25 protein-coding genes and 1 riboswitch are annotated in these 24,879 nt (G+C 31.6%); of the genes, 10 read left to right on the plus strand and 15 right to left on the minus strand.

Annotation, left to right across the window (positions count from 1 at the left end; all coding sequences use genetic code 11):
* The first annotated feature begins 97 nt into the window (after positions 1-97).
* Positions 98-1,468: a T9SS type A sorting domain-containing protein gene (locus tag P8K68_RS12620; RefSeq protein ID WP_300251553.1), complete on the plus strand. Its 1,371-nt coding sequence runs from the start codon at positions 98-100 to the stop codon at positions 1,466-1,468.
* 49 nt (positions 1,469-1,517) lie between these two features.
* On the opposite strand, the gene P8K68_RS12625 is transcribed toward P8K68_RS12620, so the two are convergent.
* The 10 genes from P8K68_RS12625 to P8K68_RS12670 form a co-directional block, all read right to left on the minus strand.
* Positions 1,518-2,078, minus strand: coding sequence for a YceI family protein (locus P8K68_RS12625; RefSeq protein WP_300251555.1), 561 nt, complete (start codon positions 2,076-2,078; stop codon positions 1,518-1,520).
* A gap of 22 nt (positions 2,079-2,100) precedes the next feature.
* Positions 2,101-2,463, minus strand: coding sequence for a hypothetical protein (locus P8K68_RS12630; RefSeq protein WP_300251558.1), 363 nt, complete (start codon positions 2,461-2,463; stop codon positions 2,101-2,103).
* Positions 2,464-2,489: 26 nt separating this feature from the next.
* Entirely contained in the window at positions 2,490-3,338 is an 849-nt protein-coding gene (locus P8K68_RS12635) for a DUF5777 family beta-barrel protein (protein ID WP_300251560.1), read from the minus strand.
* Positions 3,339-3,388: 50 nt separating this feature from the next.
* Positions 3,389-3,778: a hypothetical protein gene (locus tag P8K68_RS12640; RefSeq protein WP_300251563.1), complete on the minus strand. Its 390-nt coding sequence runs from the start codon at positions 3,776-3,778 to the stop codon at positions 3,389-3,391.
* A gap of 55 nt (positions 3,779-3,833) precedes the next feature.
* Entirely contained in the window at positions 3,834-4,370 is a 537-nt protein-coding gene (locus P8K68_RS12645) for an acyl-CoA thioesterase (RefSeq protein ID WP_300251565.1), read from the minus strand.
* A gap of 2 nt (positions 4,371-4,372) precedes the next feature.
* On the minus strand, positions 4,373-4,720 hold the full coding sequence (locus tag P8K68_RS12650; protein WP_300251568.1) for a 6-phosphogluconate dehydrogenase: 348 nt from the start codon (positions 4,718-4,720) through the stop codon (positions 4,373-4,375).
* A gap of 12 nt (positions 4,721-4,732) precedes the next feature.
* Positions 4,733-6,055, minus strand: coding sequence for a DNA recombination protein RmuC (rmuC, locus tag P8K68_RS12655; RefSeq protein ID WP_300251571.1), 1,323 nt, complete (start codon positions 6,053-6,055; stop codon positions 4,733-4,735).
* A 96-nt stretch (positions 6,056-6,151) separates the two neighbouring features.
* On the minus strand, positions 6,152-6,946 hold the full coding sequence (locus tag P8K68_RS12660; RefSeq protein ID WP_300251574.1) for an ABC transporter ATP-binding protein: 795 nt from the start codon (positions 6,944-6,946) through the stop codon (positions 6,152-6,154).
* 140 nt (positions 6,947-7,086) lie between these two features.
* A complete protein-coding gene (locus P8K68_RS12665) occupies positions 7,087-8,118 on the minus strand; it encodes an iron ABC transporter permease (RefSeq protein ID WP_300251577.1) in 1,032 nt (343 codons plus the stop codon).
* Entirely contained in the window at positions 8,119-9,264 is a 1,146-nt protein-coding gene (locus P8K68_RS12670; protein ID WP_300251579.1) for an ABC transporter substrate-binding protein, read from the minus strand.
* Between the two features lie 207 nt (positions 9,265-9,471).
* A riboswitch (cobalamin riboswitch) is annotated at positions 9,472-9,670 on the plus strand.
* A 68-nt stretch (positions 9,671-9,738) separates the two neighbouring features.
* On the opposite strand from P8K68_RS12670, the gene P8K68_RS12675 reads away from it, so the two are divergent.
* A complete protein-coding gene (locus P8K68_RS12675) occupies positions 9,739-11,664 on the plus strand; it encodes a TonB-dependent receptor (RefSeq protein ID WP_300251581.1) in 1,926 nt (641 codons plus the stop codon).
* Between the two features lie 62 nt (positions 11,665-11,726).
* Here the strand turns inward: P8K68_RS12675 and P8K68_RS12680 are convergent, their stop codons facing one another.
* The gene (locus tag P8K68_RS12680) at positions 11,727-13,196 is read right to left on the minus strand and encodes a S41 family peptidase (protein WP_300251583.1); all 1,470 of its coding nucleotides are present in this window, start codon (positions 13,194-13,196) and stop codon (positions 11,727-11,729) included.
* 418 nt (positions 13,197-13,614) lie between these two features.
* Here P8K68_RS12680 and P8K68_RS12685 point away from each other — a divergent pair, with 418 nt between their 5' ends.
* Genes P8K68_RS12685 through P8K68_RS12700 form a run of 4 tightly spaced genes read left to right on the plus strand, consistent with a single transcriptional unit; the run spans position 13,615 to position 15,740 of the window.
* Positions 13,615-14,124 carry an RNA polymerase sigma factor gene (locus P8K68_RS12685; protein ID WP_300251585.1) on the plus strand — a complete coding sequence of 170 codons (510 nt, stop codon included), beginning with the start codon at positions 13,615-13,617 and terminating at the stop codon, positions 14,122-14,124.
* On the plus strand, positions 14,111-14,587 hold the full coding sequence (locus P8K68_RS12690) for a hypothetical protein (RefSeq protein WP_300251587.1): 477 nt from the start codon (positions 14,111-14,113) through the stop codon (positions 14,585-14,587). The genes P8K68_RS12685 and P8K68_RS12690 overlap by 14 nt, the downstream gene beginning before the upstream one ends.
* A 9-nt stretch (positions 14,588-14,596) precedes the next feature.
* A complete protein-coding gene (locus P8K68_RS12695; protein WP_300251590.1) occupies positions 14,597-15,187 on the plus strand; it encodes a DUF4252 domain-containing protein in 591 nt (196 codons plus the stop codon).
* Positions 15,188-15,197: 10 nt separating this feature from the next.
* Entirely contained in the window at positions 15,198-15,740 is a 543-nt protein-coding gene (locus tag P8K68_RS12700) for a DUF4252 domain-containing protein (protein ID WP_300251593.1), read from the plus strand.
* A gap of 309 nt (positions 15,741-16,049) precedes the next feature.
* Here the strand turns inward: P8K68_RS12700 and purB are convergent, their stop codons facing one another.
* A complete protein-coding gene (gene purB, locus P8K68_RS12705; protein WP_300251595.1) occupies positions 16,050-17,393 on the minus strand; it encodes an adenylosuccinate lyase in 1,344 nt (447 codons plus the stop codon).
* A 92-nt stretch (positions 17,394-17,485) separates the two neighbouring features.
* Positions 17,486-18,052 carry an adenylosuccinate lyase gene (locus P8K68_RS12710; protein WP_300251597.1) on the minus strand — a complete coding sequence of 189 codons (567 nt, stop codon included), beginning with the start codon at positions 18,050-18,052 and terminating at the stop codon, positions 17,486-17,488.
* 37 nt (positions 18,053-18,089) lie between these two features.
* Here P8K68_RS12710 and P8K68_RS12715 point away from each other — a divergent pair, with 37 nt between their 5' ends.
* Both P8K68_RS12715 and P8K68_RS12720 read left to right on the plus strand, forming a co-directional pair.
* A complete protein-coding gene (locus tag P8K68_RS12715) occupies positions 18,090-18,563 on the plus strand; it encodes a heme-binding domain-containing protein (protein WP_300251599.1) in 474 nt (157 codons plus the stop codon).
* Between the two features lie 81 nt (positions 18,564-18,644).
* Entirely contained in the window at positions 18,645-19,880 is a 1,236-nt protein-coding gene (locus P8K68_RS12720; protein WP_300251601.1) for a glycosyltransferase, read from the plus strand.
* On the opposite strand, the gene P8K68_RS12725 is transcribed toward P8K68_RS12720, so the two are convergent.
* Positions 19,877-20,560, minus strand: coding sequence for an NAD-dependent deacylase (locus P8K68_RS12725; protein ID WP_300251603.1), 684 nt, complete (start codon positions 20,558-20,560; stop codon positions 19,877-19,879). The two genes, P8K68_RS12720 and P8K68_RS12725, sit on opposite strands and share 4 nt — an antisense overlap.
* Positions 20,561-20,643: 83 nt before the next feature.
* On the opposite strand from P8K68_RS12725, the gene P8K68_RS12730 reads away from it, so the two are divergent.
* Positions 20,644-21,300 carry an RNA methyltransferase gene (locus P8K68_RS12730; protein WP_300251607.1) on the plus strand — a complete coding sequence of 219 codons (657 nt, stop codon included), beginning with the start codon at positions 20,644-20,646 and terminating at the stop codon, positions 21,298-21,300.
* Between the two features lie 196 nt (positions 21,301-21,496).
* Here P8K68_RS12730 and P8K68_RS12735 read toward each other — a convergent pair whose 3' ends face one another.
* Complete coding sequence (locus P8K68_RS12735) at positions 21,497-22,276, minus strand: carboxypeptidase-like regulatory domain-containing protein (protein WP_300251610.1); 780 nt, start codon at positions 22,274-22,276, stop codon at positions 21,497-21,499.
* Positions 22,277-22,500: 224 nt separating this feature from the next.
* Between P8K68_RS12735 and P8K68_RS12740 the strand changes: the two genes are divergently transcribed.
* A partial coding sequence (locus P8K68_RS12740) for a PKD domain-containing protein (RefSeq protein WP_300251612.1) occupies positions 22,501-24,879 on the plus strand: 2,379 nt, incomplete at its 3' end.

Here is a 24,879-nt window from a genome sequence, read left to right on the forward strand (position 1 = left end):
TCACGATGTGCTTTAAAGTGAGCGATACAAGAAGCTTCACTATCAAAATTTGCTGTAAAACTGAAGATATTCATATGGTGGAATTTTTAGCTAATTTATGAATAAATTTTTAATTGTGATATATTACGGATATTCATTAAACGATTTTACTTTTTATAAAGATGTAGCAATTAATCTAGGACTTACCTACAATTTAAGTGTAGATTATATCTCTGGGCCTTTAGGAGGGCAATTTTTGGAAGTTTGGATTGATTGGGATAATAGTGGTACATTTGAAACATCCAATAGTAAAGGGGCTAATGAAAAAGTTTTAACAGATAATATCGATCTAAGTAGTGCGGGCTCACCTTCTGCTAGTATTACCCCTCCTGCATCGGCGGAACTCAATACCCTATTAAGGATGCGTGTTGTATCAGAATTTGGTGCAGAACCAAATCTATGTGGAGCTGGTACAGGCCAAAGAGCAGACGACTATGGGGTTTATGTAAAACCTGCATGTACAGATTTTCCAAATGCGGGTATCACAAACAATAGTGAATCAACCGTTGTAAGTTGTGAAACACCATTAATAAGTTTGACAGCTACCGGAGGTGATTACTATTTTTGGAGTAATAACCTTGGTAATAATGCATCGGTAGTCATAACAGAGCCTGGTACTTATAACGTTATTGTTATGTCGGAAAACGGTTGTTCAGACACTGAAACCATTACTATTGGCTATGAAAAAACAGCTGTAGTATGTGATGTTACAAGTTTGAATTCAAATGATTATTTTTATTGTGGTGTTACAAATGTTTCATTCAATACCATAAACAATGCTAGCAGTACCTATATTCCGGCAAATGCAAAAAATGATTTTATTTGTGAAAACACGACAACTTTAGAGTTGGGTACGGCTTACGATTTAGATGTTACTTACCAATCTAGAACAGATGGCAGTCAATATTTAGAAGTTTGGATAGATTGGGATAGCAGTGGGACTTTCGATACGTCCAATGCTAATTCTGTGAACGAACAAGTTTTATCTGATAATATTGATTTAAGTTCTGTAGGAACACCATCAGTAAGTATTTCGCCTCCTTCTACAGCAGTATTAAATACGGTATTAAGAATGCGCGTTGTCTCTGATTATACTCAATCACCAGTTAAATGTGGTAGTGGTTTTGTTCAACGAGCGGATGATTATGGGGTAATAGTTTCTAATGTGTTAAATATTGGTGACCTTACTGAGTCTAATTCTGCATTTAGAATTTTTCCAAATCCTGTTAAAGACCAATTAACTATTTCTTTAGAAAACAATGGCAGAATAGATGGGTATGAAGTTTATGATATTACTGGCAAAAAAGTGATGCTTACTTTAAAAACCGATAGTAACATAATTGATACTTCAGGGCTTCCTAGTGGACTCTATTTTCTTAAAGTAAAAACAGATACCTTAAATCTAATGAGTAAATTTATAAAGGATTAGAGGTTTTAAGTTAATTTTTTTTAAATGCTCTAAGTAAATATTTTTTTTGCTAATTAAATTTTAATTTCCTTTTTAACAGATAATTAAAAGTAACTTCAATATTCTTAGCTATTTTACTACGTACAATTTTAGGTATTTTAATATCAAAATCAGCAGCTTTAGTTTTAAAGCTTCCAGATATCGAAATAATATCTTTATTTTTCGAAATTAATATATCCAAATTATCAAATTGTATTGTTTTTCCATGAAAAGTCAATTCACCTTTAATCACAAAAGAAGATGCTTGAAGATTTAAGTTTGATAAATCAAAATCAATTATTTTTCCCTTAAAAGTAGCCTTTGGATAGGTGTCAGATTCTGCATAATTTTCATTAAAATGTTCTTCCATTAAAGCATTTTTAAATCGAAATCCTTTAACAAGAGCTAAGGCAGCAAATTCGCCATTATCAGAATTCAATATGGCCGTAACTATTTTATGTTCAGCTTTCACTTCTTCAAATGCAGGAACAGAAGCCTCAAAATTTATGTTGCCAGTTTTTGTAATGTACTTGTTTTGAGAAACTAAGCTGCAACTAAAACAAAGCAAAAAATAAATAATCAAATTCTTCATTGTGAATTTTTAGCTTTTTTATTTAGTTTTCTAATAGACCATCGTCTTTCCATTGTTGAATATCATCCCTTAATGATTGTGTCATTAGTCCATTTTGTGGCATTGGGTTTGAGGCATTATTGATACGGCTAATGATATTATCAATACCATTTCTTACTTGTGTGTATGTCGTATAAGATGTTGGAGCACCGTTGGCTGTAGGGTTCCCATGGCAATTTGTACAATTGTTTGAAATAATTGCTCTAACTGTATTATTATAAGTTACTGCTGAATTTTGGTTTTCTTCTTCCTGTTCTTGAACATCATCGCTACTATCACTAGAGCAATTAAATACTAATAAGGCTAGTAGCAAATAAACAAATTTTCTCAATGTCAATCTTTTCATAGTTAAAAGTTTTTTATTATAAATTATTAAAAAGTTCTGCTTAAATTAAATCCAAAATAAATATTACCGTCTGACCAATCTCCATTACCCTGCCCAAGAAAGCCATTGGTATTCATCGCTTGAGCGTTTGAAAAATGCATCTGGAAAACGTGCCCTCCTGTTTCTAAATCAAAACCTACAGATAGCGGATTTCTAAATAGTGAATTATCGGCTCTATTTAGATGTATGCCATAATCTGCGTTAATAGACCAGCGTTTACCCAATTTATAACGACCGCCTAGGCCTAAGGCAAACTGAGAGTTGTCTTGCTCATCAATTAAGACATAATTATCATGAAAAAAAGTTGGCGCTAGTTGAAGAGATAAATCTTGATTTATTTTACGAGATATTAAAAATTGCATGGTATACCCCAGTCGGTGCTTAAATTCTAAAAGGGGTAAATTGTTTTTGTCTAACGCTGTATTTATTAAAACAGCATTAAATCCTACAATGGTAAACGGAAAACCATTATGTTGCTGTTGTATTAATCTGTACTTTGCTGTTATATCGTATACTTTTAAAAACGAACTTCTAGATACACCTAAATTTATGGCGTCTGTAATTCCATAAACAAAGTTTAATCGTGTTACAGCATTGTCAAGCCCAAAAAATGTATCTATTCCATTTTTTATAGAACCAAATCTGTGAGACACTATAAAATTTAACTCTTTCTTTGCTACTAGTTTAGTAGATTCAAAATTTACAATCTTAAGACCCTTAAAAACAGCATTAACATTTTCTATATTGTTGGAATTTTTATCAATCTCATCAAGTAAGTCATCTTGAGAAAATGTAAATACAGGAGTTAATAAAAGTATGGCTAAAATAATTTTCATTGGTTAATTGTTAGGCTTCAAAATATAAGTTCTTAATTTTTCTTAGACGTTTAATTAAATTGTTTCAATATTACACACTGATCTAGTTTAATTTCATTCAACAAATCATCATAACCAATAAGTCGCCCTCTTATCAATATCCGGTCTTCTGCTAAGTTAGATAAATCATGAGGTTTTTCTAGTTTACAAAATATATTATCATTTAAAACTAAATACTGTTTATTAACTTCTGATATTACACCAGAAACATCTATTGTTTTGTTTAGGTATTTTATTTCTGAATTAGAAGGGTTTTTAGCGAATTGCTGGAATAAAGATTGTGATGAAACTACAAATTCAGGTGTTTCAGTTTCTATATTTCTGTGCGCTTGATATAAATAATTATACGCCGTTATTACAACCAGCATCAATAATATTAAAAGCGTTAGGTATTTGCGCATTATTTTTTTTAGTAATCTCTGTTAAGTTAATTAAAACTCACAAAACTCACAAAACTTATATTTCTATTTTAGCATTTTGAGACTTTAGTTGTTCTATATGCTCTTCAATTTTAAAATCTGAAGCATTAAAGCGAGAAGTACGTTTTCTAGATTGCTCTTGTCTAGCAATACTTCTTGCAAAACGCCTAACACTTTGTTCTGTATCTAAAATTAAACCAGGCACAGGGACGTTTTTACCATGCTCATCCTTAGCAACCATTGTGAAATATGATGAATTACAATGCTTTACTTTACCCGTTTGTATGTTTTCAGATTCTACACGTAAGCCAATAACCATAGAAGTTTTTCCGGTGTAATTTACCGAAGCTTTAAGCGTCACTAATTCACCAACTTCAATAGGATTTAAAAAATCAACTTTATTAACAGATGCCGTTACGCAATAATGCCTTGAATGCTTAGAAGCGCAAGCAAATGCTATTTGGTCCATTAAATTTAAAATATGCCCACCATGTATTTTGCCACTAAAATTAGAGTGTGACGGAAGCATTAATTGTGTGATTATTACTTTTGATTCGTTGGCGTGTTTAAACATATTTAATTTTTTTCTTCTTCAACTTTAGTTATAAAATAATTAGTATCTCCAAGCCAAAATAGTGTTTTGTACCGCTCGAAATAATGAAGTTTTACAAATTTCCCTTGCAATCTATTAAGGTCTTCAATAGCTTTCTTCTCTTTGTCTTCAACAGAAAATATAAACGTTTGAGCCTCAGAAACACCTTGACTTATTTCACCTTCCCAAGTTTTAAATAAAACACCTTTATTGCTAAACTTTACGAGTTTACCTGCTCTTACACCCTCGCTGTAATGCACAAAATAAATGAAGCTAAAAAAGCCTGAGATTATTAAGAGAATAATTATAAAAAATTTAATTAAGAATTTCATAAAATGATGTGTCTAATTATCGTCTTCTTCGGCACGTTTAATAATAGCCTCAGGGAGTGATTTTTTAGCTTTGGCTCCCATTTTTTTGATTTTCTCAACACGACTTATTAAGTTTCCGCTTCCGCTTACTAATTTATTCATAGCAGCAGAATAATCGTTTTTAGCGGCGTCAATCTTTTTGCCAACGCCTGTTAAATCGCTAACTAAACCTTCAAATTTATCATAAAGTCCTCCCGCTTGTCGTGCAATTTCAATAGCATTACGTTGTTGCTTTTCATTATTCCACATACTATCAATAGTACGAAGGGTTGCTAATAAAGTAGATGGTGTAACGATAACAATATTTTTTTCAAAAGCTTTATTATAAATCGCATTATCTTCATTTACAATAACTGCAAAAGCAGGTTCTATTGGAATGAACATTAATACAAAATCGGGTGACTCAATATCATATAAATCTTGATAGTTTTTCTCTGAAAGTTGATCTACATGTCTTCTGATAGAATTAACATGGGCTTTTAAAAATTGAGGTTTATCGTCGTCTTCAGCGTTTACCAAACGTTCGTAATCTGTTAAAGAAACCTTAGAATCTATAATCATTTTTTTGCCATCTGGGAGATGTAAAACAACATCTGGCAATACACGTGAGCCGCTATTTAATGTAAAACTTTGCTGCACAAAATATTCCCTGTCTTTCTCTAAGCCAGATTTTTCTAAAACACGTTCTAAAACTAATTCGCCCCAATTCCCTTGCATTTTACTATCACCTTTTAAGGCTCTGGTTAAATTGGTGGCTTCTTTAGTCATTTGTTGGTTTAGGTCTTTTAAACCCAATAATTGCTCTTTTAAAGCCGAATGCATACTGATGCTTTCCTTCTGGGTTAAATCTACTTTTTCCTCAAATGTTTTAATTTTTTCTTGAAGTGGATTTAAAATATTTTTAATATTTTCTTTATTCTGAAGTGTAAATTTTTCAGACTTTTCATCTAGAATTTTAGTAGCTAAAAGTTCAAAATCTTTACGTAGTTGTTCTTGACGTTCTTCTATTTCAGCATCACGTTTTAGGTTTTGCTCTTGTAGGTTTTCGTATTCTGAATTTTTTCTAGCTAATTCTGTATTTAAAAATTCTTTTTCTCTTCGGATTTCTTCCCGATCTGTTTCAATTTTAGCTGAATTTTGCTTTAAATCTTCAATAGTTAATTGCATTTGATTTTGGCGTTCTTCAAGTGTGCTTTGTTCACTTTTACTTTTAAGTTTTGTAAAAAGCATGCCTAAATAGCTGCCAATAGCTGCCGAAATTAAAATGGATATGATAAGAATAAGACTGTCGTTCATTTAGAGAATAAATATAACCAAAGATAATTTTTTTAAAAATAAGACAGAAGCTTCAAGGTTATTGTTTTTAGGTTTTGATTCTATTTTTATAAATTCTTATTTTTTTACTCTAAAACTCCCCGTTTTATCATCAAAAGCTATTAAATCCTTAGGGAATAAAGTTTTAAAAGTGCCTTTAGAAATCAAATTACAGGGTTCGTCTGAAACGACTTCGGTATCTGTCATCACAATTAAATTATCACATAATTGTATTGCTAAATCTATTTCATGAGAGGAAAACAAAATAGTTTTATTGGTTTCCCTAGCCAGTTTCTGAAGCAATTTTAAAATGTATGCTTTATGATACATATCTAAATGCGTGGTGGGTTCATCCAGAATAATCAAATCGGTATCTTGAGCTAAAGCACGGGCAATCATTACTTTTTGTAATTGCCCATCACTTAATTCAAAACATTTTTTATGTTTTAAGTCAGTAATATTAGTTTGTTCAAGAGCTGTATTGACTATATCGATATCTTTTTTAGATAAATTACCCACCCAATTTGTATAAGGTTGCCTTCCTAAAGCCACAAGCTCTATAACAGATAAGTTTCTTGAAGCTAAAGGCTCGGTTAAAACCAAACTCATTGCCTTGGCTAAATCAATTGACGCGTATTTTAACAAATCAGTGTTATTGATTAAAATGTGTCCACTAATTGGGTTTTGTACATTAGTAAGCGTTCTTAAAAGGGTAGATTTACCAATACCATTTGCCCCAATTAAACCAATAAGGGTTCCTTTTTTTAATTCGATATTAATGTTTGAAGCAACTACGGTTTTTTCGTTTTTCGATGCATATCCAATTGATAAATCTTTGGTTTTTAAAATGATATGTTGGTTTTTTTTTGCCACTTTAATTTAATTGATGGTTTTTAGGAATACAAACACCCCTAAAGTCCCCTCAAGGGGATATATTACTCTTACGTGATTACTCAATATTATAACTCACTTTTTAATTTTTATATATGTTCTTCCGTCACCTGTAAATTTATTTAAAACACCATTTTTCGTTTTCTAACTAATAGCCAAATTACAACAGGAGCACCAACTAATGAAGTTATTGCATTAATAGGCAAAGTGAAATCGCTATTCGGGAGTTGAGCAATACTGTCGCAAATTAGCATCACAATAGCTCCAAATAAAAAGACTGCGGGTAATAAAACTTTATGATTTGAAGTGTTAAATACTTGTCGAGTCAAATGTGGAATCGCCAAACCAATAAAGGCAATTGGACCAGTAAAAGCAGTAATAGTACCTGCCAATAAGCTAGTCGCTATAATTATTACTAATCGACTCTGTTTTATGTTTAAGCCTAAACTTTTAGCGTAATTTTCTCCTAAAAGTAAGGTGTTTAAAGATTTGATTGCCGCAATACCGAGAATAATACCTAAAGTATAAATTAAAAATAAAATGCCAAGATCTTCCCACGATAAATTGCCTAAACTACCAAAGCCCCAAAAAATGTATTGTTGCAATTGTTCTGCAGAACCGAAATAAGAAAGCACGCTAACAATGGCAGCGGTAATACTAGCAAACATGAGCCCAATGATAAGGATTGCCATAGTATCGCGAACTTTTAAAGACACCATAAGAACTGCTAATAAAACTAAGAAACTACCTAGACTAGCCGCAATAACAATGCCCCATTTAGAAATTAGTAAAGACGCTAAAATGCCTCCAAAAAAAATAGATCCTAATAGGACTAAAGCGACTCCCAAACTTGCTCCAGAGCTAATACCTAAAACAAAAGGACCAGCCAATGGATTTCTAAATAAGGTTTGCATTAATAAACCAGAAATGCCTAAACCAGAACCAACAATGATGGCTGTAAATGCTTTTGGTAATCGGTAATTTTGAATAATGTGCTGCCAAGGCTCTTGCTTCGTAGGATTACCAATAAGTCCGTTAAAAATATCTGTTAAAGGAATGGAAATTGAACCCAAACTTATATTCATAAAAAAACAAGCTATCAAAATAACTATCAATATTAAAAATGGTATTTGATATGTTTTTTTATTTTGCAATTATTTCAGAGGTTTAAAGAAGTAAAGTTCGTAATTTTCTAGTAGTTCTGGATGGCAAATTTTAGTAATATCTTTTAGTACTAAATCGGGTCTTGTCATGCCTAGTTCATAATACAAAACACCGCCAGTTGCACCAGTAGTGTTTGTAAATGTGTAAATGCGTTTATTTTGAAAGGCGTTAAACATGGCGTGATTTTCATTACCATTTTTTAAAGTCTCAAGACTTGCATAATTTGAAGGACTCAACCATATATCTGCTTCTTTAGCTTTCACATAAACGGATTCAAAGTTTAACTTCAAACTACCAGAACCTTTTGTGTTACTCCATAAATAATTTACGTTGGCATCTTTTAAAAGTTGCGCTTCCGTACTCGTTCCATTTGGTAAATACCAAATGTCACTATGCATGGCGCCACTCATAACTTTTGGCTGTGTTTTCGCAGTTTTTGCCAATTTTTTCACCTCTAAATAGTCTTTTTCAATTTTATTAAAAATGGCATCTGCTTTTTGTTCTTTACCATATAATACGCCAAAAAATTTAATCCATTCTGCTTTAGCTAGAGGAGAATCTTCAACCCAATCCCCATTAAATATTACTGGGATTCCTGAATTTTTAATTGTTTCTAAAGAGCGGTTTCCGCCATCTATTCCAAAAGCTATCACAAGGTCTGGATTAAGCTCTAAAAGCACTTCGGTGTTTAATCCTTCATTCTTACCAAGTTCTCTAATATGTCCGTTTTCAATTTGCTGTCTTACACTTTCAGAAGAAATATATTCAGTTCCGGGAAACCCAACCAATGTATGTTCAACACCTAATAACTCCAAAGCGGGAATATGGGTTGTTGATGTTACTACTACTTTTTTAATTGAATCTTTAAGAATGCCGTCGTATTCATTTTTTGAAAAAGTGGTTTTCGAAGCCTTTATTTCGTCTGTAAAAACATAGCTATATCTTTTTTCAGATTCTGGCCAAGGATTTATTATTTCTAGCACTTTATGTGTTCCAAAATCTTTGACAGAAAACCCTTTTGCATATTTAAGATTAATATATGCACTATCAACAGGTTCTTTTAATTGCTTTTTGGTTTCGTTTTTACAATTCAATAAAACGATTGAAATGAGAATAAGAAAATTTTTATGCTTCATAAATGTAATGTGACATTTGTAACGCTGATTTATTTAATAGATATTTATTTTTGAAAAAAAATAAGACCATGCGAGACGGCTCAAATTTAACAATATATATAGTAGGTGGAGTTATAATAGCTCATTTTCTTATAGGGTTTATTTATCTCATTTATAAAATGAATAAGAAAAAGTAGATTTTTTAATCATCATCTATTTTAAAAAAGTACTTTTACATCGAAATTTGGTTTCGATTTGTAATCATACAAATCGGATTAAAAGGGAATCTGGTGAGAAACCAGAACTGTTCCCGCAACTGTGAGCTATAAAGCTTCATGTTCAACTTCAATGTCACTGAAGATTATTCTTTGGGAAGACCAACATGAAGACGCAAGTCAGGAGACCTGCCATTTTCAAAACAAAATAAGTTAAACTTTCGGGATAAAAGTTTGCGTATGGTTAACACCTTACCATTCCGAGTAATTAGTCATTTAAATGAAAAAAACACATGTTTTTGGAGTCCTATGTTTAGGGTTCTCATTAGTTGGTTTTGCGCAACAGCAAATCGATTCAACAAAAGTAGAGCAACTAGATGAAGTTGTAATTTCAGATTCACGATTTAAATTAAAACGTGAAAATTCTGGTAAAACGGTTATTAAAATTTCAAACCAAGAGCTTGTACAAAATTCTGGTAGAACATTGTCTGAGATTATTAATACGAAATCTGGAATAACTATTAATGGCGCTTACGGTCAAGCCGGAAGTGTTTTAAGTACGTATGTTCGTGGCGGACAAAACAGGCAAGTTTTAGTTTTAATTGATGGCATTGCGGTTAATGATCCGTCTCAAATTGAAAATAATTTTGATTTGAATTTATTGTCTTTAGACCAAATTGAATCTGTTGAAATATTAAAGGGCGCTTCCAGTGCACTATATGGAAATAGGGCATCTACCGCTGTTATTAATATTACTTCTAAAACAACTTCTAAAGAAAAAATAAAAGCTCAATTTTCTACATTTTTAGGAACTAATAATGCTCAAAATGAATCAAATACAAGTGTTGCTGATTTTACAAATTCTATAGCCGTTAATGGTGCACTAAAAGATTTTAATTATCAAGTAAACTTTAGCAATAAATTTACAGATGGTTTATCCTCAGTACGAGCAACAGATGGGGAACCAGAAAATGATAGTGATGAGTTTTCTAAATACTCAGGCCTAGTTAAATTAGGTTATAAGTTTAGCAATACATTTAATTTTTCAGCTTATGCTAATTTAGATAACTACAAAACAGGTTATGATGATAGTTTTTTCCTAAATAATGCAAATTTTTTATCAAGAAACAAGCAATATCGATTTGGAATATCTTCTGAATATATGTACAAGAATGGGAGTGTTACTTTAAATGCTGCTATAAATAATATTGAACGTGAATTTGAGTCTCTTTTTCCTGGAAAGTTTGATGCACGTTCTCAGGTTATAGATGTGTTTAATAAATATACTATTAATGATAAGTTTTATACCATTTTAGGGCTTAATTATGTAAAATCTGAAATGAATAACACAGACGATTTTACAAATATTGAAGCTAATACTGCCAATGATGAAAATATAGACCCTTATTTAAATGTAACGTATCTAACAGACTTTGGATTAAATATAAATTCGGGTGTACGTTTAAATAATCATAGCGAATATGGTAGTCATTTTGTTTATAATATTAACCCAAGTTATTCGTATAAGATAGATAACAATATTTTTAAACTCTTAAGTTCTTATAGTACAGCATTCATAACTCCATCTTTATATCAATTGTTTGTTCCTGCTTATGGAAACACGAACTTAAAACCACAAGAGGATACTACTATTGAAGCTGGTTTTGAGGTGATAATTTTAAATAAAAAGTTGCGTTTTAGTGCTTTGTATTTTAATAGAGAACAAACTAATTTTATAGATTTTGTGACTTTAGATTTTACGACTTTTGAAAGTGAATATCAGAATGTGGAAGACACTTTTAAAGTAAATGGGGTAGAAGTTGAATTAAGTTTTACGCCTATTAAATCTATTGTTCTAAATGCAAACTACACGTTTACAGAAAGGCAGGATGATGTTATTTTACGTGTACCTAAGCAAAAAGTAAATGCAAATTTAGGGTATCAACTATGCGACAAAACATTTATGAGTTTAGATTACCAATATACAGGGAAACGAACTGCCGCTGCATTTGAACCAGATTTTATAAACAGAAGGACTCTGGAGTCTTATAGCTTATTAAATTTTAATATGAATCATAAAATATTGAATAACAAGCTGCAATTATTTGCAGGAATTAGTAATATTTTAGATGAGGATTATGAGGAAGTTTATCGTTTTTCTACACGAGGTAGAAACTACCGAGTAGGAATGTTATTGAACCTGTAGTGATTACTAAGAATGAGTGCTAAGTTTAAAAGATTAGCACTCATTTTTATTATGAAATTCAATTATTTTATTTCTAATAAATCTTCTGGTATTTCCTTATCCGAATACATACCTAATTGAGGTGGAATATAATCTTTACTATGACTCGTAATTTTAATGGAGTTCGTTTTTTGGTTTATTGAGCGTGGTATAATTCCATTGATATCACTAATTGCAGCTGCAAGTAGGGGTTCGTTTTCGTTGCCTAAAATGCCATAATTATTAAGATCTTCTCTTAAAGTAATATCAGGGTCTAATCCATCAAAATAATCTGTAACGCCATCAGAATTTACAGATTTGTATATTAAAGGTAACATGGCATAAGTATGAGCTGGGTTAGCGCCTTGTCTTCCAAAGTTTGGGGAGTCATAAACAATTCTTGATGCTTGGTATTTTCCAGTAGTATTTGTGCCAATTTGTACAACATTAATATATGGGCGCAATGAGTTTATAACTAATTCACTAGCAGAAGCACTTCTAGCAGTTGTTAAGATGTAAACTTTTGTTAAGCCCAAGCTATTTATTGGTGAATCATTTAAGCTACTTGGGAATCTATTTATTAATAATTCTGGGTCTCTTTGTTCAAAGACTGCTTGAAATTCTGAATTCCATTCTTCAGTACTGAGAATTTCTCCTGTAAACTGCCCAGTGATTAATGCTGCTAATAATATGGCGCTATTAACAGAGCCTCCTGAGTTGTATCGTAAATCTAGAATAAGCTCATCAATATTCGAATTTGTAAAATCACCGAATACGCTATTTAATTGAGCGTTATAATCATTGGTAAACGCGTTGTACATTAAATACCCTATTTTTTTGTTATCAATATTAAGAACGGTATTTATAAATATTGGGTTTTCTGAATATTGAGATTTACTTAAAGAAATAGATGTTGCAGTTTCATCAATAAAATCATCCGTATTGTCGTTAGGCGTTTCATTATCGTTATAGATTCCTAAATTGATATTGTAATTGTTTTGGCCTAAAAGTTGAGAACCATTTGTACCAGTTAGTTGTGTGCCATCGATACCATAAAAAATATCGCCACGTTTAATCCCTTGAGTCTCTGCACTCGAATTTGGCAGAACATGGGTTACAATACCGTATCTGTTTGTGTCTGTTAATGAAAATCTAAATATTTGATATTCCATACCGTTTGTTATAAAAACGCCATCTAAGAGTTGTTCTAGGGCAATAAAATCTGTAAATATTCTACTAAATCTATCTACGCTTTGTGGCTGGTATACTAGGCTTTCAAATAAATCTGTTGGTGAGTTAAAGCCGTTTAAATATGATGCATACTCATTATCACCAGAAAAACGATCATTTGCTAAATCTGGTACATCGTCTTTATATAGGTAAAATAGATTCATACCTTTCCAAACAAAATCATTTATTTGACTTCCTGTAACGCCAATATCATCGTTATCTTCGAAACAACTGGTTAAAAATAGGGAAGCAAGTATGAGTACTAGGACGTTTAACTTTTTCATATGTTATTTCTTGTTTTTTCAAATGTGTTATGTAACCTACATGACGAAAATAATCACCTCTGATTGTGCATTTGAAGATTATTTTCACTCATTGCGGATTCATTTTTTGCAATTTTATATAAGTAGTCTGTAAAACCCTAAATTTACTTACATTATTGTATAAAACCTATTCTCATTTAAAAATTAAGATAATAGTTGTTTTTAGGCTGTAATTTAGCGGATAAACCCGCGTAAGGGATTGCAGAGGAAAGCCCACAGCGACCCGGTAGGGGAGCGAGGACTTGTAATGTAAAGCCCGACCCCTTGTGGGTTACGCCCAAATTTTAATTATTTTTATTTGTAATGTAACAAAACAAATACATAGTCGTCGTAATATTAAATAGCCGTAACTAAGCTGTTTTATTTAAACCAAACCAAAATGACTCAAACAGAGTTTTTAAATATTGTAATGCCGTTTAAGGATAAAGTATTTCGGTTAGCAAAACGATTGCTGGTATCTAGAGAAGAGGCTGAGGACGCGACACAGGAAGTGTTATTGAAATTATGGAAGAATAAAACGAAGATTGCTGAGTATAAAAATGTGGAGGCTTTTTCGATGACTATGACAAAGAATTATTGTTTTGATAGGTTAAAATCGAAACAATCGAAAAATTTGAAAATTGTACATAGTAATTATGAGGAGAAAAATACACCGTTACAAAAGCAAGTTGAATTAAATGATAGTGTAAGTTGGGTAGCAAAAATTATTGAAGATATACCAGAACAACAGAAAATGATAATTCAGTTAAGAGATATAGAAGATTATGACTTTGAGGAGATTGCAAAAATGCTGGATATGAATAATACAGCGGTACGTGTGGCCTTATCGAGAGCAAGAAAAACAATAAGAGAAAAATTAACAAATACACACAGTTATGGTGTTAGATAATATAGAGAAATTACTAGAAAAATACGAAAACGGTGAGACATCGCTTAAAGAAGAGCAGCAGTTAAAAAACTATTTTACGCAAGAAACTGTAGCGCCACATTTAGAAATGTATAAGCCCATGTTTATGTATTTTTTGGTAAATAAGCAAGAGCAATTTACTAAAGACGTTCCATTAAAAACTAAGACAATTTTTAATTACAAATGGATTTCTGTCGCAGCAGTAGCAGTGCTTATGTTAGGGTTTTATTTTGGAACTTCACTAGGCAATAGTGATTTAGGAACATATGAAGACCCACAATTAGCTTTTAATGAGTTTTCGAAATCTATGGAAATGATTTCTTCTAAATTCAATAAAGGTGCATCAACGGTTGGTTATCTTAATGAGGTGAATAAAGGAACTTCAACTCTAGGATATCTTAATGAAGTTGAGAACACAACAAGTATAATTTTTAAAAGGAATTAATTAAAAACAATGAACACAATTAAATTAAAAACAAGAACGATGAAAAATAAATTAATAGTATTAGTAATGGCCATTATGTTATTACCATTAACCGGAATGGCTCAAAAAAATGTATTTGAAAAATACAGTGATAACTCTGATGTTACCTATGTGTCCATTAAACCGAAAATGTTTCAAATGATAGCAAAAATGGGAATTAATGTTGAGGATGCCGAAGCAAGAGCATATATGGATATGGTACAAAGCATTACAAGTTTTAAAACTATTGTGACCGATAACAAAGATATTTCTACCGACATTGCTAAATGGGTAAAGTCTCGTTCTGGAGGATTAGAAGAGTTAATGGAAGTTAAAGACGAAGGCACAGAGGTTAAATTTTATGTAAAAGAAGGTAAGGATGCAGACCATGTTAAAGAACTATTAATATTTGTAAATGGTATTGATAAAATGATGGATGATAAGATTGAAATTAATGGTAAGGAACGTAAAATAGAAACTGTTGTAGTATCTCTTACGGGCGATATAGATCTTAATCAAATTTCTAAGCTTACTGATAAAATGAACATACCAGGAGGCAAGCATTTAGAAAAAGACAAATAAACATCAATCCATGCAACGAACAATCAAATATTTAGCATATACATTATTAATCGCAGTTATTTTTACTAGCTGCGGTGATAATGTTAGTTTACAACGCTATTACGTAGATAACCAAGAATCTAAGAACTTCATATCTCAAGACTTTCCATTGTCCCTTATTGAGATTGATAAATCTAATTTTACTGAAGCACAAGAAGAAGCTTATAATTCGGTAGATAAGTTGAATTTTTTAGGATATAAGGCTAGTGAAACAGATACTGAATTTTATAAAGCAGAAGTAGCTAAAGTAAAAACTATTTTAAGTGATAGTAAGTATAATGACTTAATGGAGTTTAGCGATAAAGGCAATAAAATATATGTAAAGTATATTGGAACAGATGATGAAGCAGATGAAGTTGTAGTTTTTGGAAGTGCTAAAGACATGGGTTTTGGTATTGTTCGAATTTTAGGCGATGATATGAACCCTGAAAAAATGGTTACTTTAATTAGTGCAATGCAAGATGCAAATATTGGAGAGGGTCAAATAGAAAATATTATGAACTTCTTTAAATAACGTATAGTAATTATGTTAATGTTAAAAACCCTAGATGTTTACGTCTAGGGTTTTTTTAAGTTTATTTTTAAAGTATTTTGAGTTTCCTGAAAGAATCCTTTTTTTTAATTTGTATTGTTTTTATTTTGAGTTGAATCTTCTGATTTGAATTTAGTATAACACAGATTAATAATAATTATAAAAAAGACTATAGTAAGAACCGTTAAAACAATAAAATTATTTAAAACTTCTAATAGTCCAAAAACAAAAATACAAACAACCATGAATCCGGTAAGCACTAATGATTGTTTGTCGTTTAACATAATAATTCTAAATTCCTGTATAATTACTAGGATTAATACGTTTTAATTCTTCTTTTATTGTGTTTGAGACATCTAATGTGTCAATAAAATTAGAAATAGAATCTTGATTTATTTTAGAATTTGTTCGGGTTAAACCCTTTAAAGCTTCATAAGGATTGGGGTAGCCTTCTCTACGTAAAATGGTTTGAATAGCCTCGGCAACAACTGCCCAATTGTTTTCTAAATCTTCAGCAAATTTGCTTTCATTGAGTAATAATTTATTTAAACCTTTTAAAGTGGATTTAAACCCAATAAGTGTATGGCCAAAAGGTACGCCAACATTACGTAAAACAGTACTATCGGTTAAATCGCGTTGTAATCTTGAAACAGGTAGTTTGGCAGAAAGGTGTTCGAAAATAGCGTTTGCAATTCCTAAGTTTCCTTCGGAGTTTTCAAAATCTATAGGGTTTACTTTATGTGGCATGGCAGAACTACCAACTTCACCAGCTTTAATTTTTTGTTTGAAATAATCCATTGAAACGTAAGTCCATATATCTCTATCTAAATCAAGGATAATGGTATTAATACGCTTTAACGTATCAAACAAAGCTGCCATATGGTCGTAATGTTCAATCTGTGTTGTAGGGAATGAGTGTTGTAATCCTAATTTTTCTTGTACAAACTGTCTCCCAAAAGCTTTCCAATCAATGTTTGGATACGCCACATGGTGTGCGTTAAAATTACCAGTTGCACCACCAAATTTAGCTGCACTTGGAATATCATTTAGTAAATTAAATTGTTCTTCTAAACGCACCACAAAAACTTCAATTTCTTTACCAAGTCGGGTAGGAGATGCTGGTTGTCCGTGTGTTCTAGCCAACATAGAGATATGCGCCCAATCTTTAGATAAGGTTTTTAGTTTTTCTAAAACAATGAAATATTCAGGAACATAAACATCATTCATAGCTTCCTTAATACTTAAAGGAATAGCTGTGTTGTTAATGTCTTGCGAGGTTAACCCAAAGTGTATAAACTCTTTATATTCAGATAAGCCTAACGCATCAAATTGTTCTTTTATAAAATATTCAACAGCTTTAACATCATGATTGGTAATGCTTTCAATCTTTTTTATAACCGTAGCGTCATCAGAAGAAAAATCTTTATAAATAGCTCTTAAACTATCAAAAACAGTAGGCTCAACAGATTGAAGTTGAGGTAAAGGGATTTCACAAAGAGCGATAAAGTATTCTATTTCTACTAAAACACGATATTTTATTAAGGCTTCTTCAGAAAAATATGGAGCCAATTCACTTACTTTACTTCGATAGCGCCCATCAATAGGAGAGATGGCATTTAATGCTGATAATGACATAATTTATGTTTGGTTTTAAGGAGTGGCAAAGATAGGATTTTATGACCTAAGTCGGAAAATTGAAGACGTATGTTTTTTTGTGGTTTTAAAGATTAATGATTTTTAATATTCTTTAAAATATGGCGGGCTCTAGCTTTAAAACCAGAACTTTGCATCTGAAAATCGCGTTCTAGTATTAAAGCTAATTCTGGGTGCACCCAATCATATGTTTTTCCAAATAAATATAAGGTATTCATTGAATATGCTTTTGGCGCTATTTTCTCATCATTAATCATATAATCAAAACAGGTTTCAATAATACGTTCTTTATGGGTTTCAGATAAGGCTTTTTTAATGTTGTTATCTAATTTTGAGGTAAAAGCTTTTGCTAGGAATTCGCAAATCTTAGCTACAGGTCTAACCGCAGAATCTAAATGCACCTTATGCATGTTTTTAGTAAAGGTATCTAAATACGGAATAATAGTATCAATATCATCATTACACATAAACTCAAAAACCCAAGCGGCACGTGGTGAAATTTTATCATCTACTCTAAAAAGTATATCTAATAATTTAGGAACCAGGTCTGGATTGTCTTGCATTAAATGAGCATAAAACAAACGTTTTTCACGAGAATGATTTACGTAATTTAATTCCTTGTAGAGTTGCTCTGTAGTCAAAAGGTTTTCTTATTTTTAGTTTTTAAATTTACTCAAAATGAAAATAATAAAAAAAGTGTTACTAGTATTGTTAATTGCATTAATAATAGCTCAATTTTTTGGACCAGATAAAAATGAAGGTGATTTAGCTTCAATTGACGCTTTTATGGCTGAAACGAACCCGCCAGAAGATGTAAAAATTATTTTAAAGGAAACCTGTTTTGACTGCCATAGTGATGTTACCCAGTATCCTTGGTACAATAATATTACTCCAGTAAATTATTGGTTGGCTGGACATATAAAAGATGGAAAAAAGCATTTTAACCTATCTAACTGGGAAGGGAATTCTGTAAAAAGAAAAGACCATAAGTTTGAAGAACTAATAGAAATGGTTGAAGACAAAGAAATGCCTTTAAATTCTTATACTTGGACGCATGATGAAGCAAAACTTACTGATGTGCAAAGAAAGGCTGTAATTGATTGGGCAAAATTAGTACGCGTAAAATATGGATTGGAACCAAAGCCTGAATAAAAGAAAAGCCCCAACCTATTCTTAAAAGCCTAAACCTATCTTTCTCCTTAGGGGGAAGTGAAAGCAGGATTTTAAAATTCTATGAAGAAAAATTTACTCATTATAGGTTTTGTGTGGCCTGAGCCTAAAAGTTCTGCAGCTGGAGGTAGAATGATGCAACTTATTGAAGTTTTTCAAAATAATGGTTATCAAATTACATTTGCTAGTCCATGTGCTAAAAGTGATAATGCTTTTAATCTGGAAAGTATTGGTGTGTCTCAAATTTCTATAGTATTAAATAATGCGTCTTTTGATGTTTTTATAAAAAAACTAAAACCAGATGTAGTGCTGTTTGATCGTTTTATGATGGAAGAACAATTTGGGTGGCGTGTTGCAGAACAATGCCCTGACGCATTAAGAATTTTAGATACTGAAGATTTACATGGTTTAAGAAAAGGCAGGCAACAAGCTTTTAAAGATGGAAAAGTGTTTAATGAATCGTATTTGTTTAGTGATATTGCAAAGCGAGAAATAGCTAGTATTTATAGAAGCGATTTGAGTTTGATTATTTCTGAAGCTGAAATGGATATTTTGAAACGTCAGTTTAAAGTTGATGAAGCCCTTTTGCTGTATTTGCCTTTTATGTTGAATTCTATTTCTGAAGAAGACATTGAAACACTTCCAAAATTTGAAAGTAGAAATCATTTTATAACCATTGGAAATTTTTTGCATGAACCTAATTATAACGGCGTTTTATATTTAAAAGAGACTATTTGGCCGTTAATTAGAAAGCAATTGCCAAAAGCAGAGTTGCATATTTATGGTGCTTATGCTTCACAAAAAGTAAATCAATTACATAATGAAAAGCAGGGGTTTTTAATAAAAGGTTTTGTTAGAGATGTCAATGAAGTGATGCGAAAAGCTAGAGTATGTTTAGCACCAATAAGATTTGGAGCAGGATTAAAAGGAAAGTTGATTGATGCGATGCAAAATGGGACACCTTGCGTTACAACAAGTGTTGGGGCAGAAGGCATATTTGGAAATTTAGAACCAAATGGATTTGTTGAAGATCATCCAGAGTTATTTGCAAATAATGCCATCAAATTATTTCAAAAAGAAGCTATATGGAAATCAAAACAGAAACATGGATTTGAGATTATAAATCTACGTTTCAACAATACAAAATATCAAAAAAAGTTTTTAAATGTAATAACTGAAACAACAGAAAAACTCAACCAACACAGACTTAATAATTTTACAGGACAAATACTTCAACATCACACTTTGCAAAGCACGAAGTTTATGAGTAAATGGATTGAGGAGAAAAATAAAGACTAATCAATGTGAGTTATTAATTCAATCACTTTCTTAACACCAACCGTAGCTTTTTCTGCAATTACAGTTAAGTTTTCTTTGCTATAAATATTTGGTTTAGGATCTATAAAATAAGTTGGTGTATGGTTTGGTATATAATGTATTAAACTTGCAGCAGGATACACTTGCATAGAGGTGCCTATAATTATTAAACTATCAGCAGTACTACAAATTTCAATAGCATTTTCCATCATAGGTACATCTTCACCAAACCAAACTATATGAGGTCTTAATTGATGGCCTTTGTTACAAACATCACCCAAAACTAAATCAGTTTTCCATTCTTGAATATCACTGGTATCATATGTGCTTCTAACTTTTAGTAGTTCGCCGTGTAAATGAATCACATTATTACTCCCTGCACGTTCATGCAAATCATCTACGTTTTGAGTTACTATAGTCACTTTATATTCATTTTCAAGTTTTGCTAATTCTAGATGAGCTTGATTAGGTTCAACTTCAAACAGTTGTCTCCTACGCTGATTATAAAAGTCTAAAACCAATGCAGGGTTTGCATCAAACCCCTGGGGTGTGGCTACTTCCATAACATCATGCCCTTCCCATAAACCATCAGCATCTCTAAAGGTTTTTATACCACTTTCAGCACTCATGCCTGCTCCTGTAAGTACAACAATGTGTTTCATAAACTAAAGATACCTTTTTTTCATTTCTGCGAAAGCGAAAACGAAATCAATTTTAATCTAAAAACTTTCTTAATTTTGAAAACATGATTGATTTAAACCTTCTTGAATATTTAGAAAGCTATCTTACAGAACATCGTAGACAACGTTTTGCTGAGGTATTATCAAAACGCACCAAGCATTTTACAGTTGCCACAGAAGATGTGTATCAACTTCATAATACAAGTGCTGTAATTCGAAGTTGTGATGTTTTTGGGATTCAAGAAGTGAATATCGTTGAGGAGCAAAACTCAAAGCGTATTGATAGAGAAATTGCTATGGGAGCTCAAAAATGGGTAGATTTGAATCGATATCAAACAGTAAAAGATTGCATTTCAGATGTAAAACAAAAAGGCTATCAAATAGTTGCCACTACACCACATACTAATGATTGTGAATTACATGATTTTGATGTGACTAAAAAATCTTGTTTTTTCTTTGGAAGAGAAACCGAAGGCTTATCTAAAGCCGTTTTAGATGAAGCAGATTGTTATTTAAAAATCCCCATGGTGGGTTTTACTGAAAGTTTAAATATTTCAGTGTCTGCGGCAATTATCCTTCAACATGTTACAACCAAACTGAGGTATACTAATTTGTATTGGCAATTAACAGATGATGAAATGGCTGAAAAACGTTTAGATTGGTGTAAAAAGACTATCAAAAGTTATGACGACATCATTGAACGCTATTATGCAAATAATTGATTAGTCAAGTTGAAAAGAAGTTGCTAAGTGCGTTAGGGATTGAAACGGCATCCTTTTTTTAAAATATAAACATATACTTTGTTTGAAACTTTAATTTAACAGATAGCCACGTCCTTCGTCCTCGCTATGAGGTTAAAAAAAGATATAGTGGAAGCCCGACCTCCCGATAGCTATCGGGAGTGGTAACGCCCAGGAATTAAATCTTACGGCTTCTACCTCTACTTAATAACTTATATTCTTCATAACATTCGCTAATAGCATCTAATATTTGAAGGTCGTTAGCAGTTTGTATAAATCCTTTAGAATAATTACACTGACTTACAATTTCATCTAAATCTACACGTTCAACTTGTAATAAAACGGTAAGCATTTCACGATCAAAACGAGAAGCTAATAAGTTTCTAATTTCATCATCTTCCTTCATCTTTTTAAGCTTTCGTAACTCGTTAGGCTTTTTGCCAAACATACGATGTAAGAAATCGGCAGGGTTAAATATAGAACCAATAACTCTGGTTAAACCTGATTTTTTGCTTGCCTCATAACCAGTGCCTTCCAATCCAGAAATGCTATAACGATAATTTGTATTAATATCTGGTACTTGCTTAATATCTACTTCTAAATACCCCGTAAGCTTTAGTTGATTCACTACAACTTCTTCAAGAGCTAAAGCTAATTCAGTTAGTTCAATATTTGCGCTTCCAAATTTCAACCAGTCATTAGTAACACGGACTTTAATTGATTTAAAACCTAAATATGAAAAGTGAAGTGTATCATTAACTTTTGCAGAAATTTTAAATTCTCCCTTCTTATTGGTTGTAGTTCCAATAACTTGGTTAAGATTAACAATGTTAACACTTTCAAGAACAGAATCATCTGCAGAATTAATTACAACACCCAATACCTTGTCAGCTTCCTGTGCAATAATAGAGCTAGAAACAAAATGAAAAATGGTAAGAAATAAGAGAAGTTTTCTCATTAAATTTTTTTTATAAAAATAGTAAACTAATGAACAATATGGTGAAATTCAAGCTAATTTAACTTACAATTAGAACTTTATTATGAATTTCAACGTTAATAAAGGTTGTTTGGTGTAAAAATTCTATTTATCTAATAAATATTTAACATATTTGATGTTCCCAATTCTTCAAAAAGATAGTTTTAATTAATAACTACCTTATAGTATCAATTTTGATTAATAGCATGTTAAAAAAGAATACGTGGAATACTTGTTTTTTTGCACTTTGTGTGACCATATTCTTATTTACAACAACTATTAATTATGGGCAAGGAGAAGCAGCAAATTGGTATTTTGGAAGAAATGCAGGTATTAATTTTAATAACGGCTCTATTAAATCTCTTGAAGATGGAGCAATTAAAACCAATGAAGGATGTGCATCTATATCCAACAGTAAGGGTGAACTTCTTTTTTATACTGATGGTGTTTTAGTTTGGGATAAAAACCATAATATTATGCCAAATGGTAGTGATCTATTAGGTCACAAATCAAGTACACAATCCGCAGTTATTGTACCTAAGCCTAAATCTGACTCAATTTACTATATTTTTACAGTTATTAATGCAGGTAATATCGAAGGCGTTAGGTATTCTGAAGTGGATATGACCTTAAACAATGGTAATGGAGACATAACTTCAAATAAAAATATACTTTTAGCAACCCCTTCAACTGAGAAAATTTCCGCTGTAAAGCACGCTAATGGAAATGATTATTGGGTAGCTACACATGGATGGAATAGTGATGAATTTAGTGTATTTAAGGTTACAGAAAGTGGTGTAGATACTACGGCTGTAAAATCTACAGTTGGAAGTTATCATGGTATTACATCTTTCAATGGTATTGGGTATATGAAGTTTTCGCCTAATGGGAAAAGATTAGCTCTGGCTAAGTGGGGTGTTGACAGTACTGTAGAAATCTTTGATTTTGATAGTAGTTCAGGGCTCATCTCAAATCCTATTATTTTGGATAACTTTTTTGGTAGAGACTATGAAAATGGAGCTTATGGAATTGAGTTTTCTCTAAATAGTAATTTGTTATACGTTACAGAAATAAATTTAACTACTTATATCGGTAAATTGTACCAATTTGATTTAACTGATTATAATAAACTTGCTATAATAAATTCAAATATTTTAATTTATCAAGGCAGAGATGTTTTGGCTGCTATTCAGTTGGGACCTGATGGTAAAATATACGTTTGTAATGCGTTTTCCAGATTTCTTAGTGTGATAAATAATCCAAATATAATTGCTCCAAATTGTAATTATGAAAGAGGTGCAATAAGTTTGGGTAACAAGTCTGCAGTTTATGGTTTACCTACTTTTATACAGTCTGTTTTTGTGGCAAATATTGAAATTGATAATGCCTGTTTAACAGGTGCAACTCAATTTTCTATAAAAACGGATGAACCCATTGATGACATATTATGGGATTTTGGCGATGCTACGGTTTCCAATGAAGAAATACCAGTTCATGATTACCAGACTACAGGAGTTTATACTGTAAAAGCTAAAATTAAATCAGGAAATTCTATTTTAAATGTCACTAAAGAAGTCGTTATCTATGAATCTCCAATTGCATATAAAGCAGAGAACTATGTGATATGTGAAGACAGTGCAAATGATGGTTTTGAATCGTTTAATCTAAAAAGTAAGGATAGTGAAATTTTAGGTAGTCAATCTGATGCAGATTTTCAAGTTTCATATTTTGAAAGCTCCGAGGATGCTGAAGCAAATGAGAACGTATTGAATAGTCAAATAATCAACAAAAAAAATTATCAAAAAATATTTTCCAGGATAAGTAATCGTCTGAATAGTGAATGTTATGATATTTCAAGTTTTCTATTAATAGTAGAAACAGCCATTGCTAGAGACGTTGAAGATTTCAATTTATGTATTAACAACGGCAATGCAGCTAAGTTAGTCGTAGATTTAAATCAATTTGATGATAAGATATATTCGCCAAATGTTGTAACGCCTTATTCAGATTATATTATAACATATCATTTGTCTCAGGCTAAAGCCGATAGTGCTACAGATGTTTTAGTACCTGAAAATTTTGAAATCAAGAATAATAGTGTAACTATATATGCCCGTTTAGAAAATAGTGAAGCAGGTTGTTTTACAACTACCAATTTTAAAATTATAATTAATGAAGCTTCGGCACATCAACCATCAGATCTATATTTATGTGATGATGCCTCGAATGACGGAAAAGAATTTTTTGATTTGGCTTCACAAAAATCAGCAATTTTAAATTCCCAAACCGGTAAGGTGACATTCCATGCTTCGCAATTAGATGCAGATACAGGGAATTTACCATTAGATGAAAACTTTGAGAATCAGTCCCGTTCACAAGAAATATTTGTAAGAGTAGAGAATTTGGTAAATGCCACATGTTATGATATCACATCGTTTTATATAGAAGTTACCTCTCAGCCTACCGCAGGACAAGTGGCTGATTATATTATCTGTGATGACCAATCCAACGATGGTAAAGAAATTATAGATTTATCACAGTTTGATGCTTCCGTGTTTAATGGACAGTCTTCTACGGATTTTGCT

The sequence above is a fragment of the Algibacter sp. genome (genome assembly GCF_029245835.1).
Lineage (GTDB): Bacteria > Bacteroidota > Bacteroidia > Flavobacteriales > Flavobacteriaceae > Algibacter_B.